This is a genomic window from Anaerotruncus rubiinfantis (genome assembly GCF_900078395.1).
GTDB lineage: Bacteria > Bacillota > Clostridia > Oscillospirales > Ruminococcaceae > Anaerotruncus > Anaerotruncus rubiinfantis.
Genome location: NZ_FKLA01000009.1, coordinates 2,352,282 through 2,375,710, shown reverse-complemented (window position 1 = coordinate 2,375,710; position 23,429 = coordinate 2,352,282). Strand labels below are relative to the sequence as shown.

Sequence of the window (23,429 nt, the reverse complement as noted above, 5' to 3'; positions counted from 1 at the left end):
AGCCATGATTTACCCATGTGACACCTGCAAAAAGAGAGTATGCCCCATTTATCACAACAGAGAGTACGAGTTGAGGAGTTGTGCCGATTGGAGAGAGTGGTTTATACAGGAGTGGGGCAGCATACAGAAAGCGGCTATTAGTACCAACAAAGATGTAACTTGCAATTTGGAGGGATATATGCTATAATGGAGGTATAGAGATATATGATTGTAAACGGGTGGGTACGTTGCCCAAAGTGCCACAAAAAGCTGTTCCCCTTAAAAAAGAATCCCATGATTAAGGTTATCACCTGTGTATGTAAAAGTTGCGGACACACGTTCGAGCTTTCCTTAATCGTGTAGAGAGCAAAGTACATAGTACATGAGCCGATTAACTGTCGTAATGACGGTTGACCGGCTCTTTTTGTTTTTGATCCGAATATGGGACGGCCCGGCATAGCAAAAGCTGGGAGGGGCGGGAAGCGGGATATATGCCGCAAAGGGTGCACGAGCCGGATGCGGTACCAATACCAAAGCTGGCAGCGTACAGGGGCGAAAGTCCCGCCAGCAGGCGCTACTCCATGCGAACTGGGGGGCAACGCGGCCACAACAGCGTGACGGCCGGAGAGACGGCAATACAGGGGACGATCACTTTGACAGCCGGAAAGACGGCAAACAGTGAACGTGTCGCAGAAACTTGCGAAGCCTGCGACCCGTGTGCCGACACGTAGAAAGCGACTGAGCTTGGCAGAGCTTGTAGAGACGGAATCTGCCAAATGTTGAGGGCGGAAAGAGCAGCCGCCGACCCGTTGCGCGTAACGGCTAGTAGATGCGGGAGTGCTAACCCGCCAACATGCCCGCTGAAAACTGATCTTATCGATGCGTCGATTCCAGCGCGACCGTAAGACGCGGGGCTAAATCTCTACGGAATTTAGCTGCTGGATGTATCAGACAATCTAAGCGGGTCAAAGTATCCGAAGAACCGTATGCTTCCAGCCAGTATGCGGGGAGGGCCACACAAGGTTGTGCGTGATCCTGTGCTGGAGTTAAAACGCAAGCAGTGATAGTGAAGCTGGGTCGCACCCATCCGTGAAAGCCGGACGGAAAGCCAACCGATAGACCTTGCTGACACACCGGAATAAGCGACGGTGCATAGCCCATAACGAGAGGGCGCAGGAAAGGGAAACCACCTGCTGACAGCCGGAAAGACGGCAACACGCGGGGAACAGTAGCCCAGCAGCACAAATGAGCGCGGTAGCGTTTGTGTTGTGCCGTAGCTCGTACCTACGGCCCCGCTCCAGCGCTATATAAAAAAGTTACCTTTGACTTAGGAGAAAGGAATGTGAAAGATGAAACGATTTGATGAAATGACAACGCTTGAGAGCAGCATCATCCCCATTTATGAGAAGAACTGCATAGATGGGAGCAATCAACATGAACAGGTAGTAAACGCCCGTGAGTTATGGGAAGCCCTTGGCGTGGGTCGGGATTTCTCCAACTGGATCAAAGGACGGTTAGCGGAGATTGATGCTGTAGAAAATGTTGACTTTTGTTTGCTCGCCAAATCTGGCGAGCAAAGCACTCGCGGCGGATCGAACAAAATAGATTATATTTTAACGATGGATACGGCCAAGGAAATGGCGATGTTGGAGCGCAGTGAAAAGGGGAAAATGATTCGCCGGTATTTCATCGAGGCCGAAAAGCGCTACAGGGAGTTAAAATTTGTCCGCGTCCGCTCCAAGGCGGAACGCCGGTTATTCACAGATATCATCAAAGAACTGATTCCAGAAAGTCCAAACAAAAGATGGGCATATAAGCAATTCACTGACTTGGTTTATAAGCATGTTACTGGATACAACGCAAAACAGCTTCGGGAATTGCATGATAAACCGAATGACTTCAACGTCCGGGAGCTATTAACGCCGCAGCAGCTTAAAGAAGTCATCAAGTATGAAAGTATTATACAGGGACTTCTCAACCTTGGTCAAGATTATCACGGCGTAAAGGCGATATTAGATAATCCTGCGGCATATCTCCCAGCGCAGAGAGACGCAAGCTAACTCATTTTATGGCCTCCTTTCACCCGCTGGCATACCGGGAAAAGTATGCCTACTCTTCCAAAAGGGGTGTTCACCATCGACCCGGAAACACTGGAACAAGAGCGGGTGCGTATCTTACGCGAGCGCATAGAGATCAATGAGCGCTTAATCCACAAGACCGGGAAGAAGCGCAGGGAGGCAAAAGCGGAGTTGAGGGATCTTAATGCACAGTATGAGGCGATCTGCCGGGAGATAAGTCTTTTGAAGGGGTGATTTTGTGGGAGAAAAAAAGAATAGCGCCATGAAAATAACCCCAAATCAAGAACGGTTTATAGAACTGCTCATAGAGGGAAAAAGCCAGCGAGAAGCATACAGGACGGCTTACCCGAATTGTAAAAGTAGTGACAAGACGGTAGACGAAACCGCAAGTAAGCTGCTCGCGCAACCCAAGGTATACGCAAGGTATGAAGAATTGCGATCCAGGCTGGTACAAGAGGCGGAGGACGAATGTATTGTGACAGCCAAGGACGTGCTGCGGGAACTGGCGGCGGTGGCAATGGCAAATGGATCTGATTTTGCGCAGGTGATTGAACGGGAGTATTTAACCGATGTGATAGGCGATGACGGAGAAACACATCAGGAGGTACGAGCCTATAAGACAGTTGAGGTGTTCGAGACAAAAAACATCCCAGAAGAACGTCGGGCCGCTATTGCCGGATATGAACAAACCAGAGAGGGGCTAAAAGTTAAGACCCATGATAAGGTCAAGGCGTTGGAGCTGCTGGGGCGGTACTTTAAGTTGTTCACTGATAAGACTGAGCTTTCCGGGAAAGACGGAGGAGATATCAAAATCGCCCTGTCAGATGAGGTAAAGGATTATGCCGGTTAAGCTGATCGCCCCGCCCAACGAGAAGCAAAAGGAATTTTTCCTTGCCCGCAGCCGGTTTGTGGCATATGGCGGATCACGTGGCGGCGGCAAAAGTTGGGCGGTGCGCAAGAAAGCGATCCTCATGGCGGTGAACTATCCGGGCATCCGCATGCTGCTCTTGCGGCGGACCTTCCCGGAGCTAAGGGAAAATCACATTCTGCCGCTCATGACCGACCTTGCAGGGATCGCGCAGTATAAAGAGAGCGAAAAGGCATTTATCTTTCCGAATGGTTCCCGTTTGCGGTTTGGCTACTGCGACGGCGAAGCGGATGTGCTGCAATACCAGGGACAGGAATTTGACGTTATCTTCATCGACGAAGCGACGCAGTTCACCAAGTTCCAATACGACACCCTGACGGCCTGCCTGCGCGGTGCAAACCCTTTCCCGAAGCGGATGTATCTCACCTGCAATCCGGGCGGCGTAGGGCATGAATGGGTCAAACGCCTGTTTATCACCAAACGGTACGAAAACGGCGAGAACCCAGAGGATTACACCTTCATTGCGGCCAGGGTATACGACAATAGGGCCTTGGTTGAACAGGATACCGGCTATGTGAAGATGCTGGAAAACCTGCCGGAGGATCTCAGGCGGGCATGGCTGGATGGCGACTGGAATGTCTTTGCCGGGCAGTATTTCAGCGAGTGGAGCGAGAAAACACACGTCATGGAGCCTTTCCCGATCCCGGCACACTGGCGGCGGTACTTCGCAATGGACTACGGGCTGGATATGCTGGCGGGATACTGGATCGCGGTGGATACAACCGGGCGGGCCTATGTATACCGTGAAATATACGAATCCGGCCTGATTATCTCTGAGGCGGCGAAGAAAATCATGGCCGCCACGAATGAAAAGATCGATACCTATATTGCGCCACCCGACCTGTGGAACAGGCGGCAGGACACGGGAAAGAGTGTTGCGGATATCTTTGCGGAATACGGGATCTATCTTGTAAAGGCCAAGAATGACCGCGTACAGGGCTGGTACAACCTGAAAGAGTGGTTAAAGCCAACCATAGACGAAACCGGGGCAGAGGCCGCAAACCTTCGGGTATTCCGCAACTGTGAACACCTGATAGAATCAATACCGGCCTTGCAGTTTGACAAAAAGAACCCGAACGACTGCGCGAACGAGCCGCACGAATTCACCCACGGGCCGGATGCGATCCGGTACTTTGTCGCGGGAAGGCCAATTCCTACTTTAATTCCAGCAACAAAGGACGAGGACGCGCCGCCCGAGTACGAAGAGCAGATAGACGAATTCTTAGGATTTGGAGGGTAATATGCTGCATTGGTTTAGAGAGTTCCGGGAGCTGAAAGAACGGGTTGATCGGCTGGAGGAAAAGCCGCCGGTAAAAACGGGCAAGCCCACGAAGGAAGAACAGCTCATGAACATGTGGGAGTACGACGGCAGGCCGCAGGAGGGAGCACATGAAGATTAAGACGGAGCCGCAGGAAATATGGGCAGAGTATGAAAAGGCCGTATCCTACAATCAGGAAATCAACCTGTATGAGACGGTGCGGCAGAATGAGGATTTCTTCATCGGGAACCAGTGGAAAGGTGTAAATGCTCCTGACCTGGACAAGCCGGTTATCAATATCTTAAAGCGCGTGGTCAGCTATTTCATTGCAACCATCGTGTCGGATGATGTTGCGGCGCAGGTGTCTTTATTCTCCGGTACGGCAGATGAGAAAACCGACATTGCGCTGAAAATTATTTCCTCCAGTTTAGATGAGATCAAGGAACTGGCAAAGCTTAACTCGAAAAACCGTGACGCAATCCGCAACGCAGCCGTAGACGGCGACGCTTGCATGTATTTTTACTTCGATGCGGGCGAACAACTCGGGGATATGGCAATGGGACGCATTGAAGCGGAGGAAATCGACAACACGAACGTCCTGTTCGGTAATCCGCAGCTCTGCGACGTGCAGAAGCAGCCCTATATCATGCTGGTAATGCGCAAGACGGTAGAATCCGTCAAGGAGGAAGCCAAAGCAAATGGCGTGAGCAAGGACAATATCGAGCAGATTCTCGCGGACGACGACCCGAACGGAATAAACCGCGAGAACGAGACAGGAAAGGTTACGGTGCTTATCAAGTTCTGGAAGCAGGACAACACCGTATGGTGGACAAAGGCTACGCAGAACGTTGTCATAAAGAAACCGGTTAATACCGGGTATAAGCTCTATCCCATCACCTATTTTTCTTGGGACAAGATCAAGAACTGTTACCACGGGCAAAGCTGCATCACTGGACTAATCCCGAACCAGATTTTCATAAACAAGCTCTTTGCTATGAGCATGGAGCATGTCAAGAAGATGGCATTCCCAAAGATTGCTTATAACCGGCAGATGATTCCGACAGGATGGTCAAACAAAGTCGGGCAGGCAATCCCGGTCGAAGGAAACCCGAACGAGGCGGTATCAAGGGAGATCGGGGGCGCGGACATGTCAAGCCAGGTGGTCATGCTGATTGAAAAGATCATCGACTATACGCGGGACACGATGGGCGCTTCGGACGCGGCGCTGGGAAACATCAGGCCGGACAATACGAGCGCGATTATCGCGGTGCAAAAGTCCTCACAGGTGCCTTTGGAATTGCAAAGGATGTCCTTCTATCAGTTCGTGGAGGACTATTACCGGATCTTTCTGGACATGATGCGGGTCAATTATGGCGTGCGTGAGGTGAATTTCAGCGACGCGAACGGAGACGCGCAGACAGCAGTTTTCGATTTCTCTCAGCTTAACAATCTGTTCCTAAAGCTCAATGTGGATGTGGGCGCGTCGTCGTACTGGTCGGAGCTGGCGCAGGTATCGACCATTGACAACCTTTTCTCACGGGGGATTATCCAGGACGCGGTATTATATCTGGAATCGATTCCTGACGGATATATCAAGAACAAACAAAAACTGATCGCGAAACTGAAAGAACAGGAGGTGGCGCAGAATGGATTTTTGCCCGATGTGCCATATAGCGACAGACCCGAAGCAGGTGGCGGACAAGCTGGTATTCCAATGCCGCAACCCCCAATGTGAGCTGTACGGGAAAGTAGTCGGAGAACAGGAGGCGGAAGATGAAAAAGTATGATCCCGAAGTTATCAGAGTAAGAGGGCTGGGGTTCTTCGGCGCTTTAAGTATTGCGTTTATCGTTTTAAAGCTTGTTGGCGTTATTTCATGGCATTGGGCATGGGTACTGGGCCCGCTCTGGATTCCGTGGGCGCTCATCTTTTTAATCGCAATTGTATGTGCAATAATCGGCAAGATTATCGAATGAGGGGGTTCTTCCCCTATCTTATATAAACACCAGCCGCCGAAGCGGGGACACCAACCGCAAAGCGGCGCATGACCGGGGACACCAACCGGAAGGAGATTATTTATGAACGAAGAGATCATGGAAACGATGGAAGAAACCAATCCGTCGGAGTTGGACGATATTTTTGAAGAAGCTGAACCGGCAGAGGAAGAAACCAATCCAGAGCCGGAAAATCCGCAGCAGGAGGAGCCGGAACAACCGGTTTACACCCTCAAGCACTTAGGCCAGGAAGTGCAGATGGGGCTTGACGACCTCATTATGAATGCGCAGAAGGGCCTTGACTATGACCATGTACGGCAGGAATACGACCGAATGCGAAACGCACCGGAATTTCAGATCCTCGACCGCTACGCACAGCAGGCGGGCATGACCCGCGAACAGTATGTGCAGGAACTCATGCGCCAGGAACAGGAGGCCCGCGTGCAGCAGGAAGTGGGCCGGGGTGTGCCGGAGGATGTCGCAAGGCGGCTATTGCAGCTCGAGCAGGACAAACGGCAGCGGGAGGCAATGGAGGCGCAGCAGCGCAGACAGCAGGAGCAGAGGCAGGCCTTTGTTGAGCTTGCGCGGGAGTATCCCGGTATCAAGGAGTTCCCGCCTGAGGTCATCCAAGCCGTTGCAAAAGGTGAAAAGCCGCTATCGGCGTACCGCGCATGGGAAAATAAACAGCTTCGTCAGAAAATCGCCATGTTTGAGCAGAACCAGAAGAACAAAGAGACTTCACCGGGAAGCGCAACAGGCGAACTTTCAGAAGATGACCCTGACGGGTTTATGGACGCTTTTTCCAGCGTATTTAGATAAGCCCTTTGCTTTCCGGTAAAACGGAAAGGACGAATTAATATGGCAATCAATCTACATACCAAGTATTCCTCTAAGATCGCTACCGTCTTTAAAAGTGAATCCCTCATTGATGGAAAACTGAACGACGAATACAGCTTTTCGGGCGTTCGCACCGTCAAGATCAGCACCCCGCAGACCGTCCCGCTTGTGGACTACACCCGCAGCGGAACCAGCCGGTACGGCACCCCCACCGAGATCCAGGACACCGTGCAGGAAATGACCATGACGCAGGATAAATCCTTCTCGCTGACGGTCGATAAGGGCAATAACAAGGATCAGCAGGGCATCAAGGCGGCGGGTCGGATGCTGGGCCTTGAAATTAAGGAGCAGGTTGTCCCGATGAAGGACAAATACACCTTTGAACGGCTGGCGCAGCTCGCGGGCAAGATCGTCGGAAACGGGACGGCGCTTTCCAAATCGAACGTTTGCGACCGGATTTCCGACGCGGTACAGTATCTCGACGACAAGGAGGTCCCGCAGGATGGGCGCACCCTCTACATGCCGGTCGAAACTTACAAGTATCTGAAACACTCGGATGAGTTTCTCGCAGTTGACAAGCTCGCGGAGAAGGCGCTTGCAAAGGGTGTTGTGGGCGAATACGACAACATGAAGGTCGTCAAGGTCCCGGCGGGAAGATGGCCCGCGAACGTGAACTTCATGATCGTTTACAAGAACTCCGCGACTGCCCCGGCGAAGATCGCGGAAACCAAACTCCACCAGGACCCGCCCGGAATCTCCGGCAACCTGATGGAAGGCCGCTTCTACTATGACGTGTTCGTGATCGGCGCAAAGGCGGATGGCATCTATGTGGAGGTCAACACCGCTTCGAGCGCGGGCACTGTGCTTGCAGCCCCGACCATTGCGGCGGCGACCGGCGCGATCACTCCGCCTTCCGGCGCGACCGTAAAATTCACCACCGATGGCACCGACCCGCGCTACAGCGAGACCGCGAAAATCGGAACCGCAGCGGGCACAGGCGCTGGAACCGTTGTAAAGGCTTATGCCTATAAAGACGGCGCGTATCCTTCCGAGGTTGCGACCGTCACCTTGACAGCTTAATCACAGGCGCACCGGGAAACCAACGGGGCGGGGATATGCGTCCCCGTCCCGTTTTTTAAAGGAGTGAGCACATGACCGCAGAGGATGTATATAAGGCGGCATTGGCCCTGATTTTTGAGGATGAACAGACGGCGGGGGACTATAAAACATTCTCCCCCGCGTTAATCAATCTGCTTTTGCCAGGGCTTTTCAGCGTGAACAATGCCATTCGTGAGGTGCGCGGGAAGGAACCGCTCACAGAACTGCCGAGGGTTAGCGCATTCACCGATGAAATCCCTTATGAGGATGATCTTGTAATCGGGGCAATGCCCTACGGGCTGGCGGAAAAACTGGTCTATGACGATATGGACATGGATAAGGTCGGATACTTCAACAGCCAGTACGTGAATGCTGTAAACGCTTTAACACAGGTGAAACCACAAGACATAGAGGATGTGTACGCATGAAGCCGGTACGGATTGCAGGCGGATCTCCAAAGATCTATTTAACGAAATACACAAAGCTCAAAGGCGTGGATATGTCCACCGACCCGTCGCAGATCGGGGAGGACAAAAGCCCGTGGTGCCCAAATCTTATAAGTGACAACGGAGGGAACCCGGAAAAGCGGCTGGGGTGGCGGACGCTCTTTCAGCTTGAAGCGCCGGTAAATGGTCTTTGGTGCGTAAAGTTGAAGCAACAGCTCTATTATTTTGCGCATGGGGCCTCCAAGCTCTACCTGTGGAAGCCGGGAGAAAACCCGCAGGTGATCCGGGAGAACATCCATAACGCAAAATCTACCGCTTTTACAATGGCAGGGAAGATGTGGTTCCTCACCGGCGCGGAATACCTGGTTTACGGGGAATTCGACAACCCGGATTATGTAAAGCCCGCAGAAGGGGAAACAACCGACGTGCCGGAAAAAACCATGCAGCTCAAAGACGTGGTGGACGTGGCATTTGTCCCAACCACGGTAATTGGGCGTGCCCCTACGGGCGGCGGTGTGCCTTACGAGGCGATCAACCTGCTTTCCGGCAAACAGATCAACCGCTTTCTAACAACCTCGGAAAAGACCTATCAGCTTTCGGCTACGGACATTAAGAGCGTGGACGAAGTGAAGCTAAATGAGGTTAAGAAAACCGAAACTACAGACTACACAGTAGACCTTAAAAAAGGCACAATCACCTTCAAGGCGACCATGCCAAGCCCGCTGGTGGATGGTGCGGACAACCTCTATGTGACCTTCACAAAAGAGTACAAGGACTATGCCGACCGAGTGAAGAAGTGCACCATAGCGGCGGGATACGGCGTGGGAACGAACGACCGGGTGTTTATTTCCGGCAATCCCGATATGCGCAATACCGACTGGTACAGCGGCCTTAACGACCCTTCTTACTTTGGTGACACTACCTACGCGAACGTAGGCGGCGAGAGCACCGCGATTATGGGATATCTCCGGCTGGGTGAATATCTGGCGGTGGTCAAAGAGGAAAACCAGCAGGACAGCACCGTCTATATGCGCTCTGCGCAGCTCGATTCCAACGGCGGCGTACAGTTTCCGCTTAAACAGGGGGTTGCGGGTGTTGGGGCAATCGCAAGAGGCTGTTTTGCAACCCTGAAAGACGAGCCGTTATTCCTTGCCCGTACAGGCGTATACGCGGTCACTTCCAATCTTATCACCTACGAGCGGACACTAAAGAACCGCAGCTATTTTGTGGACGCGGTGCTTCGGAAGGAACCGGACCTGCAAAACGCGGTGGCGACCGAATGGAACGGCTACTATGTGCTGGTGGTGAATGGGAATGCCTATCTTTTGGATGCGAACAGCAGAAAGGAGCAGGTCAACCAGTACACGGGGGATTATGCGTATCGGTGCTATCACTGGACGAATATCCCGGCGGTGGTGATTATGGAACACGACGGGGAACTGTTCTTCGGGACGAACGACGGGAGAATCTGCAAATTCAACACCGACATTGAACTTATGACCCGGTATAACGATGACAACGCGCCGGTGGTGGCTGAATGGGCAACCAAGTTTGACGACGACGGGGATTTCACCGTCAGAAAGACGATGGTCAAAAAGGGCAGCGGCGTTCTCATCAAGCCCAGCAAGCGTTCTTCCGTCAAGGTCACAGCGCGAACCGAAAAGGATTTCGGGCGGGAGATCAAGTATGCCACAATGGATATTTTCGATTGGGACGAGATCGACTTTAACCGCTTTACCTTCAACACCATCGACACCCCGCAGGTGGTGCCATTCAACACGAAGATCAAAAAGTATATCATGCTGCAAATCATCGTGCGAAACGACGCTTTGAGCGAAGGATTCGGGATCTATGGCATTGAAAAGCGGTACACCATTGGGAATTACGTGAAATAGAGGTGAGATTTTGAGCGCGTTAACGGATTTGAAATTTACGGATGCTGATTTCGAGAATCAGAACGTGAAGGCATTACCGGATACAATTAATAATCAGGCCGCGTGGCTGAAAGCCCGCTTTGACAACGTGGCGGAAAACGTCATTGCCAAGGGCAAGATAAACGACTTGATAACCCTGCTCGATTCCACGGCAGGAGCGGAAAACATCGGAGCACAGGTCACGGGCATAACCGGCCAGACGGTGCAGCTCATATTGTCGGCTTTAAAGGTGCTGGTTGACGACTGCTACACCAAAGCGGAAGCCGACGCGGAGATCGGGACAGAAACCAATACGCTGGTGCAGGATATCACTATCAATATGGATACGGGAGTAATCACAGTCACCAAAAAGGACGGAACCAGTGTAAGCACTGACACGGGAATTGAAAAAATAGCGCTGGACGTTTACCTGGACGGGACGGATTTTGTTCTCGTACTGGAAGATGGAACCCAGCAGCGGGTGAGCCTTTCATCCTTCATTGACACCTACACTTTTTCCAATACCGATACCATTGCCTTTACCGTTACGGGGACGGGCAACAATAAGGGCGTGTCGGCCACTGTGCGAAACAACAGTATCACTTTGGCAATGCTGGCAGTGGACGCGGTGACGGAGATCCAGACGAATGCAACGGCGGCACAGCAGAGTGCGGCAGCAGCACAGGCAAGCAAGGAAGCGGCAGCGGCTTCGGCCAATACAGCGCAGGCTGGGGCGAATACGGCAACCTCCAAAGCCTCCGAAGCGTCCACAAACGCGGTACTTTCCCAGAGCTACGCAAAGGGTGGCACAGGGACGCGGACGGGCGAGGACACCGACAATGCGAAGTTCTATAAGGAACAGGCCGCGCAGGTGTCCTCCACGGCGGTTGCGGCGGCGCAGACAGCGACCAGTGAGGCGAACCGGGCAAAGAGCGAGGCGGACCGGGCGGCGGAGATTGTGGGCGGGGATTACGCGACAAGGACAGAGCTGGAAACCGGCCTTGCGGGGAAAGTGGATGTTGTAACCGGCAAGGGCCTGTCCACGAACGACTACACCACCGCCGAAAAGGAAAAACTCGCGGGGATTGCAGAGAACGCGAACAACTATGTCCATCCGGCCACGCACAGCGCACAGATGATTGACGAGACGGATACGAGGATGTTTGTCACGCCCGCTGAAAAAGCGGATTGGAATGGCAAGGCTGACCCATCCGACCTCATCACCGTAACCCTCCCCGTGGCCTCATGGGTCAAGGACAGCACCCGCGAGATGTGGACGCAGGCGGTAACGCATAGCTCCATTGTGGACGATGTGCGCATTGGGATCAGCGTGGACGACGACACACAGCTTGCCCTTATGGACGCGGGCGTAACCTTACGGATTGACAATAACAATGGCACAGCTACGGCAAAAGCATTTGGAGCGATCCCAGAGAGTAACATCACGGTGCAGCTGACCTTAACGCCTGTGGAGGTGGTAGCGTGATCTACGGCGAAGAACTAGGCGCGGGCGGGATCAGTACAAAGACGATCCCACCGCAGGGGCTTAATTTGACCTTAAAGGGCGGTAACGGCAGGATCGACTGCACCTTTACCGGGATCACCTCACAGTGGCTGTATCTCGGGCAGTATTACCGGCTCATTGCAAAACCCGGCAGTGCGCCGACCTCCCCAATGGACGGCGTACAGATTAAGGACGTGCAGGTCGGGGCAATCGGGGATGCGGTTATCTCCGCGAGCATCGAGGGGCTTACCAATGGGGTGCAGTATTATGTGCGGCTCTATGTGAGAGGTGAGAATGGCTGGCAGACCAGCGTGGACGCGGTGGGGACGGCTACGCCGGTGGCGGGGATCGCGATTAGCACTTTGGCGGTGGGGTCAGAGGTCAAGCTAAATCTCGGTGGCGTGCCATATAATCATTTGGTTGTACATCAGGGGAATCCGGACGCGACGCTGTACGACGCGAGTTGTGACGGAGCATGGTGCATGATTAAAGATATCTACGAAAAAAGAGCATGGGGAGACCTTTCTGCCACCAATTATGCAAAAAGTGCGGTTCACGAATACCTTAATACCACCTATTTGGGGCTGTTTAATAGTGGAATTCAGAACGCCATTAAGCAGGTTAAAATTCCATACGCAAGGAGCTTGTCCCAAACATCGGTTAATTCAGGTGAAAACGGGTTACTTACAAAGGTTTTTTTGCCAGCCTCATTTGAGCTAGGGCTAAATAGTAGCGAATGGAACATATCATTGGATGGAAAAAAGCTAAATTATTTTTTATCAGGATCTAGTGAAGTTGCAAGGCAGAAAAGGGTAGCCTACTTTAATGGGGTTAAAACTATGTGGTGGACAAGAAGTTCCAATTCCGATTATTCTCGCCCAGTTGCACCTGCTGAGAATGGCAGTCTTGCCAGCACAGACAGAACAAGTGTAATTGGAGTTCGTTCCATAATTATTTTTCCGTCAGATTTTCTCCTCGCCCCAGAACCCAACCCGGACGGCAGCTATAGCCCGCTCACAGCATAAGGAGGTGATCCCATGTCAGACATAAAAGGCAAGGCCCTATCCTTTGGCGGGATTAACACCCGCGACCTTGCGCCGCAGGTGGAGAACCTCACGCTCAAAGGCGGGGACGGCAAAATAGACGCAACCTTTAGCGCGGTGGACGCGGCATACGCCTCACTGGTCAAATACTACGTCGTGACTGCCAACACCCACATGCCCAGCGGCCCATCGGACGGCGTGTCGGTCGTGGTAATGCCGGGGACGGGGACGCTATCGTGTGTCCTGTCGGGACTTACAAATGGTGTAGTCCACCATGTGCGGGTATTTATCCGCTGTACCTACGGTTGGCAGACAAGCCCTATGGCCTATGGAGTGTGTACGCCTATGGCGGGGATAGCGATTAGCACCTTGGCGGTGGGGTCAGAGGTCAAGCTAAATCTCGGTGGCGTGCCATATAATCATTTGGTTGTACATCAGGGAAATCCAGATACAACGATGTATGATGCAAGCTGTAACGGGGCATGGTTGCTGATAAAAGATATTTATAATCAGATCGCCTGGACCACAAATGAAAAAGGCGATTACTCGCTTACAACAAGCTTATCTTATTTAAATACAACGTATTTTGGACTGTTTGATCCGAATATTCAGACCAGCATTAAACAAATAAAAATTCCGTATGTCGCTGGTAATGCTAAGCCTGGTGTAGTTAAATTTGGTGAAGAAGGCGTATCGTGTAGGCTATTTTGGTTGTCAGCAATTGAGGTTGGATTTAACTATAATTCGACAGATCCTTTAAGAGATGGTGCGAAATTAGATTACTTTGATTTGACGGGAAATAGCGTGGTAAGCACAAAAAGAATTGGTTTATTTAACGGAACGGCTGACCTTTGGAATTTAAGGTCGGGCCTTCAAAGTCTAACTGGGCATTGGTTAATAAGTACAACTGGAACATTAAACTCATCGGGTTTAAGTTCTACCGCTCGCGGATCTAGACCTGCTCTCATTCTCCCGCCAGATTTCCGCCTCAACCCCGAACCTAACCCCGACGGCTCATATAGCCCACTTTAAGGAGGCAACATGATCTACATAGACAACACGCAATACCCAGACACAATCGCGTCTGTCACAATGGCGCGAATCAATGACCAAAGCGAGGAGATACTCATCCTTGCATTCCCGGCCACAGATCACGACGCAATCCGTGCCCTGCTCGATCCCGCCCGGGAAATCCGCGACGAGCAGGAAACCACCATAAGCCGGTACATCCCGCGCATCTGTTACGACATCGCGGACATGGACGGCAGGACGTGGGCAAAAATCCGCCTGCGCAGCCGCAGCACCGGGGATAACCCGGCATACTATCAGGCGCGGGCCGTGGACGCGGAACAGCGATACACCGACGCAGATTTAGCCCGCATGGAGGCCGAACAGCGGGCAACCGATCTGGATTTACAGCTATTGGAGGTGCAGAGCAATGAGCAAATATGACGATATCGCACAGCGCTACGCAGATGGCGGTGTGCGGGATGATCAACTGGACGGGACCGGGGCAGAGACAGGCAGCGTTTACCTGACCCGCAATTATGTCGCCCTGGGCGCAATCACGCAGGAACAGGCCAACGCGATCCGGGCGGGAGCGGTTGACCCGCAGATAGCCGATCTGCAAGCGCAGCTCGAGACGCAGCAACAGATCAATGAGATTATCACGGGAGGCGATACGGTATGATTACCACAATCGAGCAGGCGCGGGAGTACCGCGCAAAGATAGAGGCAACGACTGTGTACGCTCCGCCGGAGGTCGCCGTCAAGGAGCCGAGCCTTTATCCGGTCTGGTCGCCGGATGCGGTCAATTACTATGACGGGACGGGCGAGCATCCTCAGAGTAAGGTGCGCGGACGCACACACCCGGACAGGCTCTATAAGTGTACGGCCCCGCATACCTCGCAGGAGAGCTGGGAGCCTGACGCGACTCCCGCCCTCTGGACGGTGATCGACGAGACGCACGCGGGGACTGTGGACGATCCCATCCCGGCAGCACGCGGCATGGAGTATACCTACGGTCTGTACTACCTCGACGGCGAGGATGGCAACATCTATCTCTGCGAGCGCAGCGGGGCGGCTCCGGGCGAAAAGATTACCCTACAATATCTGCCGCATGAGCTGGTGGGGCAGTATTTTACACTTTACACACCCGAGACTGTATAAGGAGGAACAGAGTGGATTTTAAAGAGTTTTTCACATGGGAATATATCGCAACCTTTGCGGGGTGCATGGCCTGCACCGGTGTAATCACCCAGTTTATTAAGAACTGGCTGGACAGTCTCGTACATATCCCGACGCAGCTGCTTGCCTACCTTGTGGCCCTTGTGGTGCTGCTGGCGGCGCAGGGCTTCACGGGGGCGCTCACGCCGTCGATGGCGGCGCTTGACCTGCTTAACGCTGTGCTGATCGCCACGGCGGCCAGCGGCGCCTACGATGGGATCAAGCGGATTGGTGGCGGCAATGGCTGACGTTGTGGCGCGCGGGATCGATATTTCCTCCCATCAGGGCGAGATCGACTTTGCGAAGGTCAGGGCGGCGGGATACTCCTACGTCATCATCAAGGCGGGACAGGGCCTGCGGGAATTCCAGACCTTCCGGGGGAAGTACCTGCCCGCTGTGCTCGCCGCCGGTCTCGACTGGGGCGCGTACTGGTGGAGCGACGCGGTGACGGTGGACGAGGCCAGACGGGAGGCGGAGGTTTTTGTGGCGGCACTCGGGAAGCTGAGGCCAACCTATCCGGTCTATATGGATCAGGAATATGCTTCGCCCTGCGGCCAGTGGGGGCTGAATCAGGGCAAACAGACCCGCACCGATATGGCGGCGGCGTTCCTGCAAACGCTCGAACAGGCCGGATACTATGCGGGACTCTATGCCTCAAAGGACTGGTTGGAACATTGGGTAAATGCGGACAAGCTCAAAAACTACGATAAGTGGGTGGCGCAGTACGCGGCAAAATGCACCTATGGCGGGGCTTATGGGATGTGGCAGCACCACGGAGATGTGCCGGGGTTCGTGGGCCGCTGCCCGGGGATCAGCGTACCGGTTGACCTCAACGACTGCTACCGGGATTACCCGGCGATCATCAAGGCGAACGGCCTCAACGGATGGGGCGCGCAGGAGCCGTCTGGCGAGATGGTGCCGCGCGGTGAATACGATTCCGTAGTGGCCGAGCGGGACGCTTTGCAAACGAAATATGACGGGCTGATAGCCGATATACAGGCGGTGATCAGCAAATACAGGGGGTAACAGGATGGATGATTTGGCGGTAAGACTGGCCGAAGTAGACCAGCGGGGAAAGTCTAATTCCCATCGGATAGACGACCTTGAAAAGCGGGCGGACACCTTGCAGGAGCTGACAACCTCGGTGAAGCTGCTGGCGGCGAACATGGAACGGATGGCGTCGGAACAGATGAAGCAGGGGGACAGGCTCACAGCGCTCGAGAAGCAGCCGGGGGAACGCTGGAACAGCATGACAAGGACAATCTTCACCAGCGCAGTATCCACCCTGTCAGGCATGCTTGTGGGGGCGCTGGTGGCAATGATGATGAAATAGGGGTGATATCATGGCGAAGGGAAAAGCGGGCAATACCAAAACCGAGGGCGGAAAAAGTTATGTTCAGACTTCCAGCGGCCTATGGGTAAGCGCGGACAGTGATTCCGGGAAAAAATGGTCGAGCAGTTCTTCCAGCAAGAGCAGTTCTTCCGGGAACAAGTCCAACTCGTCAAAATCCAGCTCCTCCAGCAGCTCAAAGTCGTCTAAACCTGGAGTCAATCCGGGACAGACCAAAACCGAGCGCGGCAAGACCTATGTACAGGGCGCGAATGGCGGCTGGTACAGCATGGATGACAAGTACGGGCAGAACGTATATAACAAATACAACAGTGGTTCTTCCGGCGGAAGCTCCGGCAAGGGAGGATATACCCAAAAAACGCAGGTTGCCGGATCTTATATTGACAACTCCGGGAACAGTAAGAACGCAGCGAATAACAAAGGCGGATACAACGGATACACGGTTTTCAAAAATGAGAAGGGCGAGTGGGGAACCGGAAAAGAGGGCTACGAGTATACCGGCGCGAGAACCGGAACGGGAAAAGACCCGGTTGCGCGGCTAAAGAACGGTGCGATGGTTGGGCTTTCCTACATAAGCCGTAACCCGGACAAGGATTATTATTCGCTCGACTACGTAGCGCCGAATACCGCGAAGAACCGTTCGCAGATTTCGGACAGTGCAAAAGCCTATGTCGACTGGAACTACGGTACAGACTTTGGCAACAGTGATTACCGTTACCCCTACGGTTCGGACGAATACAACTGGGTTTATGACAATCTCGTCGCGGGCCGGGGCATGAGCGGCGGAGCGCTCCCGATTGACAGCCCGGAATATCAGGCGATATGGGGAAGCGGGAGCTTCAACCAGGCGGCGTATGATTCTTTACTTGCACAGGGGAGGATTGCGGGGAAATGGGACGGCAGCGCGAACGGCGCAACGAACTATCCGGCGGGCTATGACAGCAAAGGAAAGGCGAATCCTATGACAGGATACGGTGATATTATGAGCCAATACAGGGCAGCACTTAGGGAAGCGGAAGAAGCGGATGCTGACCGCCTGATGGCGCAGACCAATCAGGCAATCCGGCAACTGGAAGCACAGCGCGGGACGCTGGACAGCCAGTACCAGGACAGCGCACAGCAGGCTTACCTTGCAAAAGAACTTTCCCGCAAGAACCTTCCGCAGCAGATGGCAGCAATGGGCCTTGGGGGAGGCGCGTCCGAAAGCGCGAACCTTGCTCTTGAAACCAACTATGGAAACAGCTTGAACAATCTGCGCGGGGTGTACGACCAGAATATCGCAAACCTTGATCTGAATATTGCCAACGCGCGGGACAATGGAAACCTTGCCGTGGCGCAGAACGCAAGCCAGTATGCGCAGATGATGGCCAACGCCCTCTTGCAGCTCCAACAGCAGCAGGCGCAATATGACCAGCAAATGCAAATGGCAGCTTACCAGAGCCAGCTCGAAATTGAGAAGGCGAAACAGCTAGCGGCTCTGAATGCTGCAAATAGTGTATCGAAATCCGTTTCAGGAGGACAAACCGAACAGGCAGCAGACCCCAGATATGATCAATATGGGACGTATCTCGCGAAACCAATGAGTTTACAGACAATCGGGGATCTTTACAATTCCGGCGGGATGACCGCCTTAGAAGCGCAGCGGCACGCAATGAACCAGGGGACACTATTAGACGGTTTGGACTGGAATGCTTATCTGAACCGATGAGGTGACGGAATGAAAATTTACAACCTTTCCACGGGAAGATATGAGGATGACAGGGATAAGGTAAAGGTTTACAACGTAAACACCAAAAAGACAACGGTTCTCCCGTATTCCAACGAAACCTTGAAGCGACCGGCAAGCATGTTCAAAGCTCCCACCTTAACTGGTGGGAGCGCTTCGAGTATCAAAAAGCCAGTGCTGAATCAGCTGAAGATGGCCGGCTTTAAGAAGCTGGACTATGCACAGTCGAAGGATCTGAAACCGGCACAAAATCTTGCAAAGTCTCGTGGGATGTTTGGAACCCTTGGCAAGACTGTACCAACGCCCACGTTAATGACTGGCACAGCGAAACGGGCACAGGACAGCCGCAAAGAATACGAAAATGCCATGATCTTTGCGTCGCCTGATGAAGCCCGGCAGATCCGCCAGAACTATGAAAAGCAGCGACAGAACCAGCTAAACCTCATTACCCCGATGCTGACGAATCAAAGAGCGCAGAGACAAATTCTTCCGCAATTGCCCAAAGACTTTAAAAAGCAGTTGTCGAAAGACCTGTCTGCGCAGATTCCGCAGCGGGAGTTTGGCGTGGCCACGGAAGAATTCATGAACGACCTGAACGCACAGCTTGAAGCGGATATGGGCTTACGCGAACAGCCTGTTACCCGGCAGAGTATTTCACAAGCCGAAGAAAACCTGATGGCGTTACAGCGCCAGAGCGTACCGTTTGCGGCGACAAACGGATTTGTAAAGTCTATGGCCGACCTTCCGGCTGTTATGATCCCATTCACGCCTGAACAGCGAGCGCGGTATAATGAGCCGTTTGCCCAGACCACAGAGCTGCACCCGCTGGCCTATGGCGCGGGACAATTCGCGGGGGAAGCGATCAAGTACGGGACGGCGGCAAAGATGGTTGAGGGAATGCCGGTGCTGCAAGAAGCGCTTGGACGGTTCGGCGGGAAGGTATCCTCCGCGCTCGGCGGGAAGGTTTCAGCAGAAGTCATCTCCCGGCTTGCGGCGGGGAGAATTTCCGACCTGCCGCTGGATGTGATCTATGCGGCGCAGGAGACGGACAACCCGCAGGACTTTGCAAAGAATCTCGGGATCAATACCGCAATGGGACTGGGGACGGATATCGGGCTTGAAACCATTGGAAAGCTCTGGCGCATGGGCAAAGCGGCGGCAGTGTCGAACGCACCGGGCGGCGAAAACTGGTATAACCGGAAAATGGATGAATTGAAAGACCCATTTGGCGTTGCGCCCGAGACAAAGCCGGGGTATAATCAAGGCGGAGGTGATCTAAGTGGACAAAGAGGATCGCGTAGCGAAGGATCTGTCGGTAATTTTGGAGAAGGAGGACTTTCTCAATCCTCCGCAGTTGACACCGGAAGAACGAGAGCGGGCGGACAAGCTGATGGAATCGATTCTGAAATTCTGCGACGAAAATGGGAACTTGATACCGCCGAAACAGAAATAATCCGCGCGGGAAAAACAGAGTATCGAATCAAAAAAGTTCCCGAAGCTCAAATCAGCCCTATTGCAAAGGAAACTCAGCAGATTTTAAGCGAATATGGGGTTCCTGCTACTATTAGTGGAGAACCAGTAATTGCTCGTAATGGAGAACGCTTTGTCCAAACGGGCGAAGGCTCTACAATAGGAACCGGAAGGGTGTTGATACAGAACGATCACGGATTTACCCCGAAAAACATGGGGAACCATGAGGCGTTACATGCTTCAAAATTCCTTTATCCGGATATCCACGAAGCTGTAGAAACAGCAATAACAGATGGAGGAATTAGGGTAATAAAAGACGGGAAAATAAACCCTGTCCTGCAATTGATTATCGATAAATACTCCAAAACGCATCCAAACATTGATTCTATTAGCGACCAGAGAGAGTTAATCAATGAAATCGCCGCACAGATTGCGGGATTAAACGCTATTGACCCGGATTTTACAAGAGAGAAGTTTGGGGATATCCTATACGATTATGACGGAGCATTGAGCGCCATTCAAAATGCGCTTGATGAAATGAAGCGCCGCACCGGGCGCTCTGGCGCGGCTGGAGGAAACACCAGATTTACCCCACTTCCAGAAGTCAAAAAGCCCACGCTTCCCCCGAATGATCCCATGCTGCAATCCCGCAATTGGGAGAAACCGAAGGTTGACGATTCCGTTTTCCGCCTAAAAAACACGCTGAATGAGGCGGAAGGATTGGGCGGGGAATCGGTCAGCGCGAAGGTGCCGAAGCAGAAGGGAGGCGCTGCAGCGGCCCCTGTAAACGAACCGGAAATCCCCAAAGGCTTTAAGGAACGTGGATACGCCGAAACCATCCGCACCAAAACAGACCTGCCGGACGAACTCAAGAATGAATTCGTAACCAACCCGGAATTCTATAAGCAGCTTTCCAACAAGGAAACCCTGAACCGCGCACAACAGGCGATGCAGGGCGATCTGCAGCAGGCAAAGGCACAGTTTGACGCTTTGCTTGCCCGCAAAGATCCGGCGGCGGTCCCGCTTGGCAATATGCTTGCAAAGCAATACGCGGAAGATGGGCAGAAGGACGCGGCGGTGGACGTGCTTCGGCAGATGTCCGCCCGGCTGACCGAGAGCGGCCAGTTCTCACAGGCGGCGGCAATCGGACTGCTGAAAAACGATCCCGACACAGCTCTGCGATACATACAGCGGCAGATCGACACCATGAACGCGGAAGGCTCAAAGAAATACCGCAGATGGAAAGACTTTGAGCTGTCCGACGGGGAAATGCGCAGGCTTGCGGAGATCGAGCCGGGAGACGAAGCGGCGATCAGGGCGGCGTTTGAGGAAATCGGCGCGCGGATCTCGAAAGAGTATCCCGTAACGGCTATGGAAAAGCTCACGGAATTCAGCCATGTAATGATGCTACTGAACCCGCGTACATTGGCCAGAAACTACCTTGCGAATGTCGCAATGCTCCCCATGCAGAAAACGGCGGCGAAGGTGTCGGCGTTGGGACAGGGCGCATACCATCTTGTGAACCCGGACTACAAGCCGACACAGTCGTTTTTCGTAGGCGAGGACAGCAAAAAACTCGCGAAAGAAGTCTATGAATCCATAAAGGGACAGCTTGACGATGCGACCGTTGGAAAGTGGGAAAATACCCTTCTGAACAGCCGAAAAGACAAAGACGTTTTTAAGATGAGAAAATACAGCCCAACAGCGGCGGTCAATCATTTCCTGCCGGAAGATAAGCAGCTTGGACGGTCGATCATGGAGAATATCCGGCGCTTTACCTATGATCTGCTGGACAAGGGCGACAAGCCCTTCATGGAGAAAAACTTTGTGGACCGTCTCGGCAGCTTCATCGAAGCACGGAAAATCAGGAATATCGCAGACATACCGGACGACGCGATTTCCATAGCGACCAGCGAAGCGCTGAAAGCGACCTTCAAGGATGACAACGCGATCACCGGCATGGTACAGGAAGTCAAGCGGGCGCTGAATAAGGCTGGCGGGGCCGGAGAGGTATTCATGCCGTTCACAAAGACCCCGGCCAACATTACGGCCAGGGCTTTGGATTTCAGCCCGGCGGGGCTTTTGACCCTGCACCGCAAATATGTGAAAAGCGGAAAGGACGCTTCTGTATTCATTGACGAACTGTCCAAGGCGGTGACGGGGACAGCCGCAATTGCAGTGGGGTACAATCTCGCAAAAAGCGGCCTTATCACAGGGACGCTTTCCGATAATAAGCGCAAGGCGGCTTTCCAGAAACAACAGGGTATGCAGGCGTATTCATTGAAGGTTGGCAACCGGTACATTTCTTACGATTGGGCGCAGCCCGCCGCGACGCCGCTACTCATTGGCGCAGTTCTTTACGATGGAGTGCAAAAGCAAAAGGAGGGCGGCGACTTTGATCTGGCGGAAGATTGGCCGGAGCTTGTCTTGAAGTCGGTCTATGCTTCCGGTGACGCGATCCTGAATCAATCGGTATTCCAGAACGTGAAGGATGCTCTGGGCGGCTATGGAAGCCCGACAGAGAATGTTGTCATGGAGGTGGTGGAGTGGCCGCAGAGGCTTGTTCCATCCGCTTTCGGCGCAGCGGCACGCGCAATAGACCCAACGGTGAGATCGACTTTTAGCAAAGGCGATCCGCTGAAAACACAGCTCGATGCAATGCGGGCGAAAATTCCGGGGCTGAGCAAAGACCTCCCCGCCTCCTATGACACCTGGGGAAATCCCATCACACGCGAAGGTGGCGGGCTTTACCGGGCGGTGCAGCAGTTCGCAGCTCCCTGGAACACCGGGAACGTCGGAAAGACGCCACTCGACAAAGAGGTCATGCGGTTGTATGACGCGCTGGGGGATGAAAGTATACTGCCGCGCAAAGCGGAATATTCCATCACCTACGATGGCAAAACGAAGGATCTGACCAACCGCGAATACAGCGAATATCAAAAAAGAATAGGCCAGGAATCCTATGAAATTGTAGGTGATCTGTTCGATTTGGAGGCGTATCGCGCCGCACCTGACGAAATGAAAGCGCAGATGTTGAAAGATGCTTACGATTATGCAAACGCCTTTGCAAAGGCAGACATAGTGGGGCATAAGCCAGACGATTGGATGCTGGAAGCATATGAAGCGGCAAAGCGCGATATTGAAGTGGCGGACTTCATTGCACAGAGAAAGGTTTATAATTCCCTGAAATCAACGGGCGACAGCACCAAAACCGAACAGTACGGCGCGATGCTTGCAGAGGATCAGCGATACGATGAGAAACAAAAAGAGCTGCTTTTCAGCAGCATAACCAACAGCAGCAAATTGCGGGACTTCTCCAATATGGAGGCGTTTGAAGTATCTCTTTTGAGCGATTCACAGCAGGAGGCTTACAAAAATCTCAAAAATCAAATGTCGCTGGATCAGTTCCAACGGTATGAATCTCTTATGGAAGGAGTGGAGAGCACCAAAAAGAATGGGAAAACTGTGAACGGCAGCTTGAAGGAGAACCGGCGCAGAACATTGGTAAACGCCGGAATGACCGATAAGGCCGCGAAGGAATTCTTAACTGTCCGATATGGGTACAAGTGGGATTAAAAA

At 53.0% G+C, this 23,429-nt stretch carries 21 protein-coding genes; all 21 read left to right on the top strand.

The window, feature by feature from the left end; all coding sequences use genetic code 11:
* Window positions 1-1,328: 1,328 nt before the first annotated feature.
* The 21 genes from BN4275_RS16840 to BN4275_RS16740 all read left to right on the top strand — a co-directional run bounded on the left by BN4275_RS16840 (window position 1,329) and on the right by BN4275_RS16740 (window position 23,426).
* Window positions 1,329-2,039 carry an antA/AntB antirepressor family protein gene (locus tag BN4275_RS16840; RefSeq protein ID WP_066460213.1) on the top strand — a complete coding sequence of 237 codons (711 nt, stop codon included), beginning with the start codon at window positions 1,329-1,331 and terminating at the stop codon, window positions 2,037-2,039.
* A 256-nt stretch (window positions 2,040-2,295) separates the two neighbouring features.
* On the top strand, window positions 2,296-2,907 hold the full coding sequence (locus BN4275_RS16830; protein WP_079988341.1) for a terminase small subunit: 612 nt from the start codon (window positions 2,296-2,298) through the stop codon (window positions 2,905-2,907).
* On the top strand, window positions 2,897-4,225 hold the full coding sequence (locus BN4275_RS16825) for a phage terminase large subunit (RefSeq protein WP_066460208.1): 1,329 nt from the start codon (window positions 2,897-2,899) through the stop codon (window positions 4,223-4,225). Before BN4275_RS16830 ends, BN4275_RS16825 begins: the two co-directional genes overlap by 11 nt.
* A gap of 1 nt (window position 4,226) precedes the next feature.
* Complete coding sequence (locus BN4275_RS17430; RefSeq protein WP_154018918.1) at window positions 4,227-4,385, top strand: hypothetical protein; 159 nt, start codon at window positions 4,227-4,229, stop codon at window positions 4,383-4,385.
* Window positions 4,375-5,979, top strand: coding sequence for a portal protein (locus tag BN4275_RS16820; protein ID WP_066460207.1), 1,605 nt, complete (start codon window positions 4,375-4,377; stop codon window positions 5,977-5,979). The genes BN4275_RS17430 and BN4275_RS16820 overlap by 11 nt, the downstream gene beginning before the upstream one ends.
* 38 nt (window positions 5,980-6,017) lie before the next feature.
* Window positions 6,018-6,218 carry a hypothetical protein gene (locus tag BN4275_RS16815; protein WP_066460206.1) on the top strand — a complete coding sequence of 67 codons (201 nt, stop codon included), beginning with the start codon at window positions 6,018-6,020 and terminating at the stop codon, window positions 6,216-6,218.
* Between the two features lie 102 nt (window positions 6,219-6,320).
* On the top strand, window positions 6,321-7,055 hold the full coding sequence (locus BN4275_RS16810) for a hypothetical protein (protein WP_066460204.1): 735 nt from the start codon (window positions 6,321-6,323) through the stop codon (window positions 7,053-7,055).
* A gap of 39 nt (window positions 7,056-7,094) precedes the next feature.
* Window positions 7,095-8,153 carry a chitobiase/beta-hexosaminidase C-terminal domain-containing protein gene (locus tag BN4275_RS16805; protein WP_066460202.1) on the top strand — a complete coding sequence of 353 codons (1,059 nt, stop codon included), beginning with the start codon at window positions 7,095-7,097 and terminating at the stop codon, window positions 8,151-8,153.
* Between the two features lie 71 nt (window positions 8,154-8,224).
* Window positions 8,225-8,599: a hypothetical protein gene (locus BN4275_RS16800; RefSeq protein WP_066460201.1), complete on the top strand. Its 375-nt coding sequence runs from the start codon at window positions 8,225-8,227 to the stop codon at window positions 8,597-8,599.
* On the top strand, window positions 8,596-10,512 hold the full coding sequence (locus BN4275_RS16795; RefSeq protein ID WP_066460199.1) for a hypothetical protein: 1,917 nt from the start codon (window positions 8,596-8,598) through the stop codon (window positions 10,510-10,512). The genes BN4275_RS16800 and BN4275_RS16795 overlap by 4 nt, the downstream gene beginning before the upstream one ends.
* A 10-nt stretch (window positions 10,513-10,522) precedes the next feature.
* Window positions 10,523-12,016, top strand: a complete 1,494-nt coding sequence (locus tag BN4275_RS17625) for a hypothetical protein (protein ID WP_066460197.1) — start codon at window positions 10,523-10,525, stop codon at window positions 12,014-12,016.
* The gene (locus BN4275_RS16785; RefSeq protein ID WP_066453657.1) at window positions 12,013-13,059 is read left to right on the top strand and encodes a DUF6273 domain-containing protein; all 1,047 of its coding nucleotides are present in this window, start codon (window positions 12,013-12,015) and stop codon (window positions 13,057-13,059) included. Before BN4275_RS17625 ends, BN4275_RS16785 begins: the two co-directional genes overlap by 4 nt.
* 12 nt (window positions 13,060-13,071) lie before the next feature.
* Window positions 13,072-14,109, top strand: a complete 1,038-nt coding sequence (locus BN4275_RS16780) for a DUF6273 domain-containing protein (RefSeq protein WP_066460193.1) — start codon at window positions 13,072-13,074, stop codon at window positions 14,107-14,109.
* A gap of 9 nt (window positions 14,110-14,118) precedes the next feature.
* Window positions 14,119-14,529 carry a hypothetical protein gene (locus tag BN4275_RS16775; protein WP_066460191.1) on the top strand — a complete coding sequence of 137 codons (411 nt, stop codon included), beginning with the start codon at window positions 14,119-14,121 and terminating at the stop codon, window positions 14,527-14,529.
* Window positions 14,516-14,767: a hypothetical protein gene (locus tag BN4275_RS16770; protein ID WP_066460189.1), complete on the top strand. Its 252-nt coding sequence runs from the start codon at window positions 14,516-14,518 to the stop codon at window positions 14,765-14,767. The genes BN4275_RS16775 and BN4275_RS16770 overlap by 14 nt, the downstream gene beginning before the upstream one ends.
* Window positions 14,764-15,246 carry a carbohydrate-binding protein gene (locus BN4275_RS16765; protein WP_066460185.1) on the top strand — a complete coding sequence of 161 codons (483 nt, stop codon included), beginning with the start codon at window positions 14,764-14,766 and terminating at the stop codon, window positions 15,244-15,246. The genes BN4275_RS16770 and BN4275_RS16765 overlap by 4 nt, the downstream gene beginning before the upstream one ends.
* An 11-nt stretch (window positions 15,247-15,257) precedes the next feature.
* The gene (locus tag BN4275_RS16760; protein WP_066453678.1) at window positions 15,258-15,551 is read left to right on the top strand and encodes a hypothetical protein; all 294 of its coding nucleotides are present in this window, start codon (window positions 15,258-15,260) and stop codon (window positions 15,549-15,551) included.
* Window positions 15,544-16,329 (top strand): glycoside hydrolase family 25 protein, encoded by a 786-nt coding sequence (locus tag BN4275_RS16755; RefSeq protein WP_066460183.1) that lies wholly within the window; start codon window positions 15,544-15,546, stop codon window positions 16,327-16,329. The genes BN4275_RS16760 and BN4275_RS16755 overlap by 8 nt, the downstream gene beginning before the upstream one ends.
* A gap of 4 nt (window positions 16,330-16,333) precedes the next feature.
* Complete coding sequence (locus BN4275_RS16750; RefSeq protein WP_066460181.1) at window positions 16,334-16,636, top strand: hypothetical protein; 303 nt, start codon at window positions 16,334-16,336, stop codon at window positions 16,634-16,636.
* 10 nt (window positions 16,637-16,646) lie between these two features.
* A complete protein-coding gene (locus BN4275_RS17620; protein WP_066460179.1) occupies window positions 16,647-18,362 on the top strand; it encodes a hypothetical protein in 1,716 nt (571 codons plus the stop codon).
* A 9-nt stretch (window positions 18,363-18,371) separates the two neighbouring features.
* Complete coding sequence (locus BN4275_RS16740) at window positions 18,372-23,426, top strand: tetratricopeptide repeat protein (RefSeq protein WP_066460177.1); 5,055 nt, start codon at window positions 18,372-18,374, stop codon at window positions 23,424-23,426.
* Window positions 23,427-23,429 lie beyond the last annotated feature (3 nt).

Coding starts and splice junctions, on each gene's coding strand:
- BN4275_RS16780 (WP_066460193.1), top strand. CDS start 13,072: ATGTCAGACATAAAAGGCAAGGCCCTATCCTTTGGCGGGATTAACACC.
- BN4275_RS16775 (WP_066460191.1), top strand. CDS start 14,119: ATGATCTACATAGACAACACGCAATACCCAGACACAATCGCGTCTGTC.
- BN4275_RS16840 (WP_066460213.1), top strand. CDS start 1,329: ATGAAACGATTTGATGAAATGACAACGCTTGAGAGCAGCATCATCCCC.
- BN4275_RS16795 (WP_066460199.1), top strand. CDS start 8,596: ATGAAGCCGGTACGGATTGCAGGCGGATCTCCAAAGATCTATTTAACG.
- BN4275_RS16800 (WP_066460201.1), top strand. CDS start 8,225: ATGACCGCAGAGGATGTATATAAGGCGGCATTGGCCCTGATTTTTGAG.
- BN4275_RS17620 (WP_066460179.1), top strand. CDS start 16,647: ATGGCGAAGGGAAAAGCGGGCAATACCAAAACCGAGGGCGGAAAAAGT.
- BN4275_RS16755 (WP_066460183.1), top strand. CDS start 15,544: ATGGCTGACGTTGTGGCGCGCGGGATCGATATTTCCTCCCATCAGGGC.
- BN4275_RS16825 (WP_066460208.1), top strand. CDS start 2,897: ATGCCGGTTAAGCTGATCGCCCCGCCCAACGAGAAGCAAAAGGAATTT.
- BN4275_RS16820 (WP_066460207.1), top strand. CDS start 4,375: ATGAAGATTAAGACGGAGCCGCAGGAAATATGGGCAGAGTATGAAAAG.
- BN4275_RS16810 (WP_066460204.1), top strand. CDS start 6,321: ATGAACGAAGAGATCATGGAAACGATGGAAGAAACCAATCCGTCGGAG.
- BN4275_RS16750 (WP_066460181.1), top strand. CDS start 16,334: ATGGATGATTTGGCGGTAAGACTGGCCGAAGTAGACCAGCGGGGAAAG.
- BN4275_RS16815 (WP_066460206.1), top strand. CDS start 6,018: ATGAAAAAGTATGATCCCGAAGTTATCAGAGTAAGAGGGCTGGGGTTC.
- BN4275_RS16765 (WP_066460185.1), top strand. CDS start 14,764: ATGATTACCACAATCGAGCAGGCGCGGGAGTACCGCGCAAAGATAGAG.
- BN4275_RS16805 (WP_066460202.1), top strand. CDS start 7,095: ATGGCAATCAATCTACATACCAAGTATTCCTCTAAGATCGCTACCGTC.
- BN4275_RS16740 (WP_066460177.1), top strand. CDS start 18,372: ATGAAAATTTACAACCTTTCCACGGGAAGATATGAGGATGACAGGGAT.
- BN4275_RS17430 (WP_154018918.1), top strand. CDS start 4,227: ATGCTGCATTGGTTTAGAGAGTTCCGGGAGCTGAAAGAACGGGTTGAT.
- BN4275_RS16770 (WP_066460189.1), top strand. CDS start 14,516: ATGAGCAAATATGACGATATCGCACAGCGCTACGCAGATGGCGGTGTG.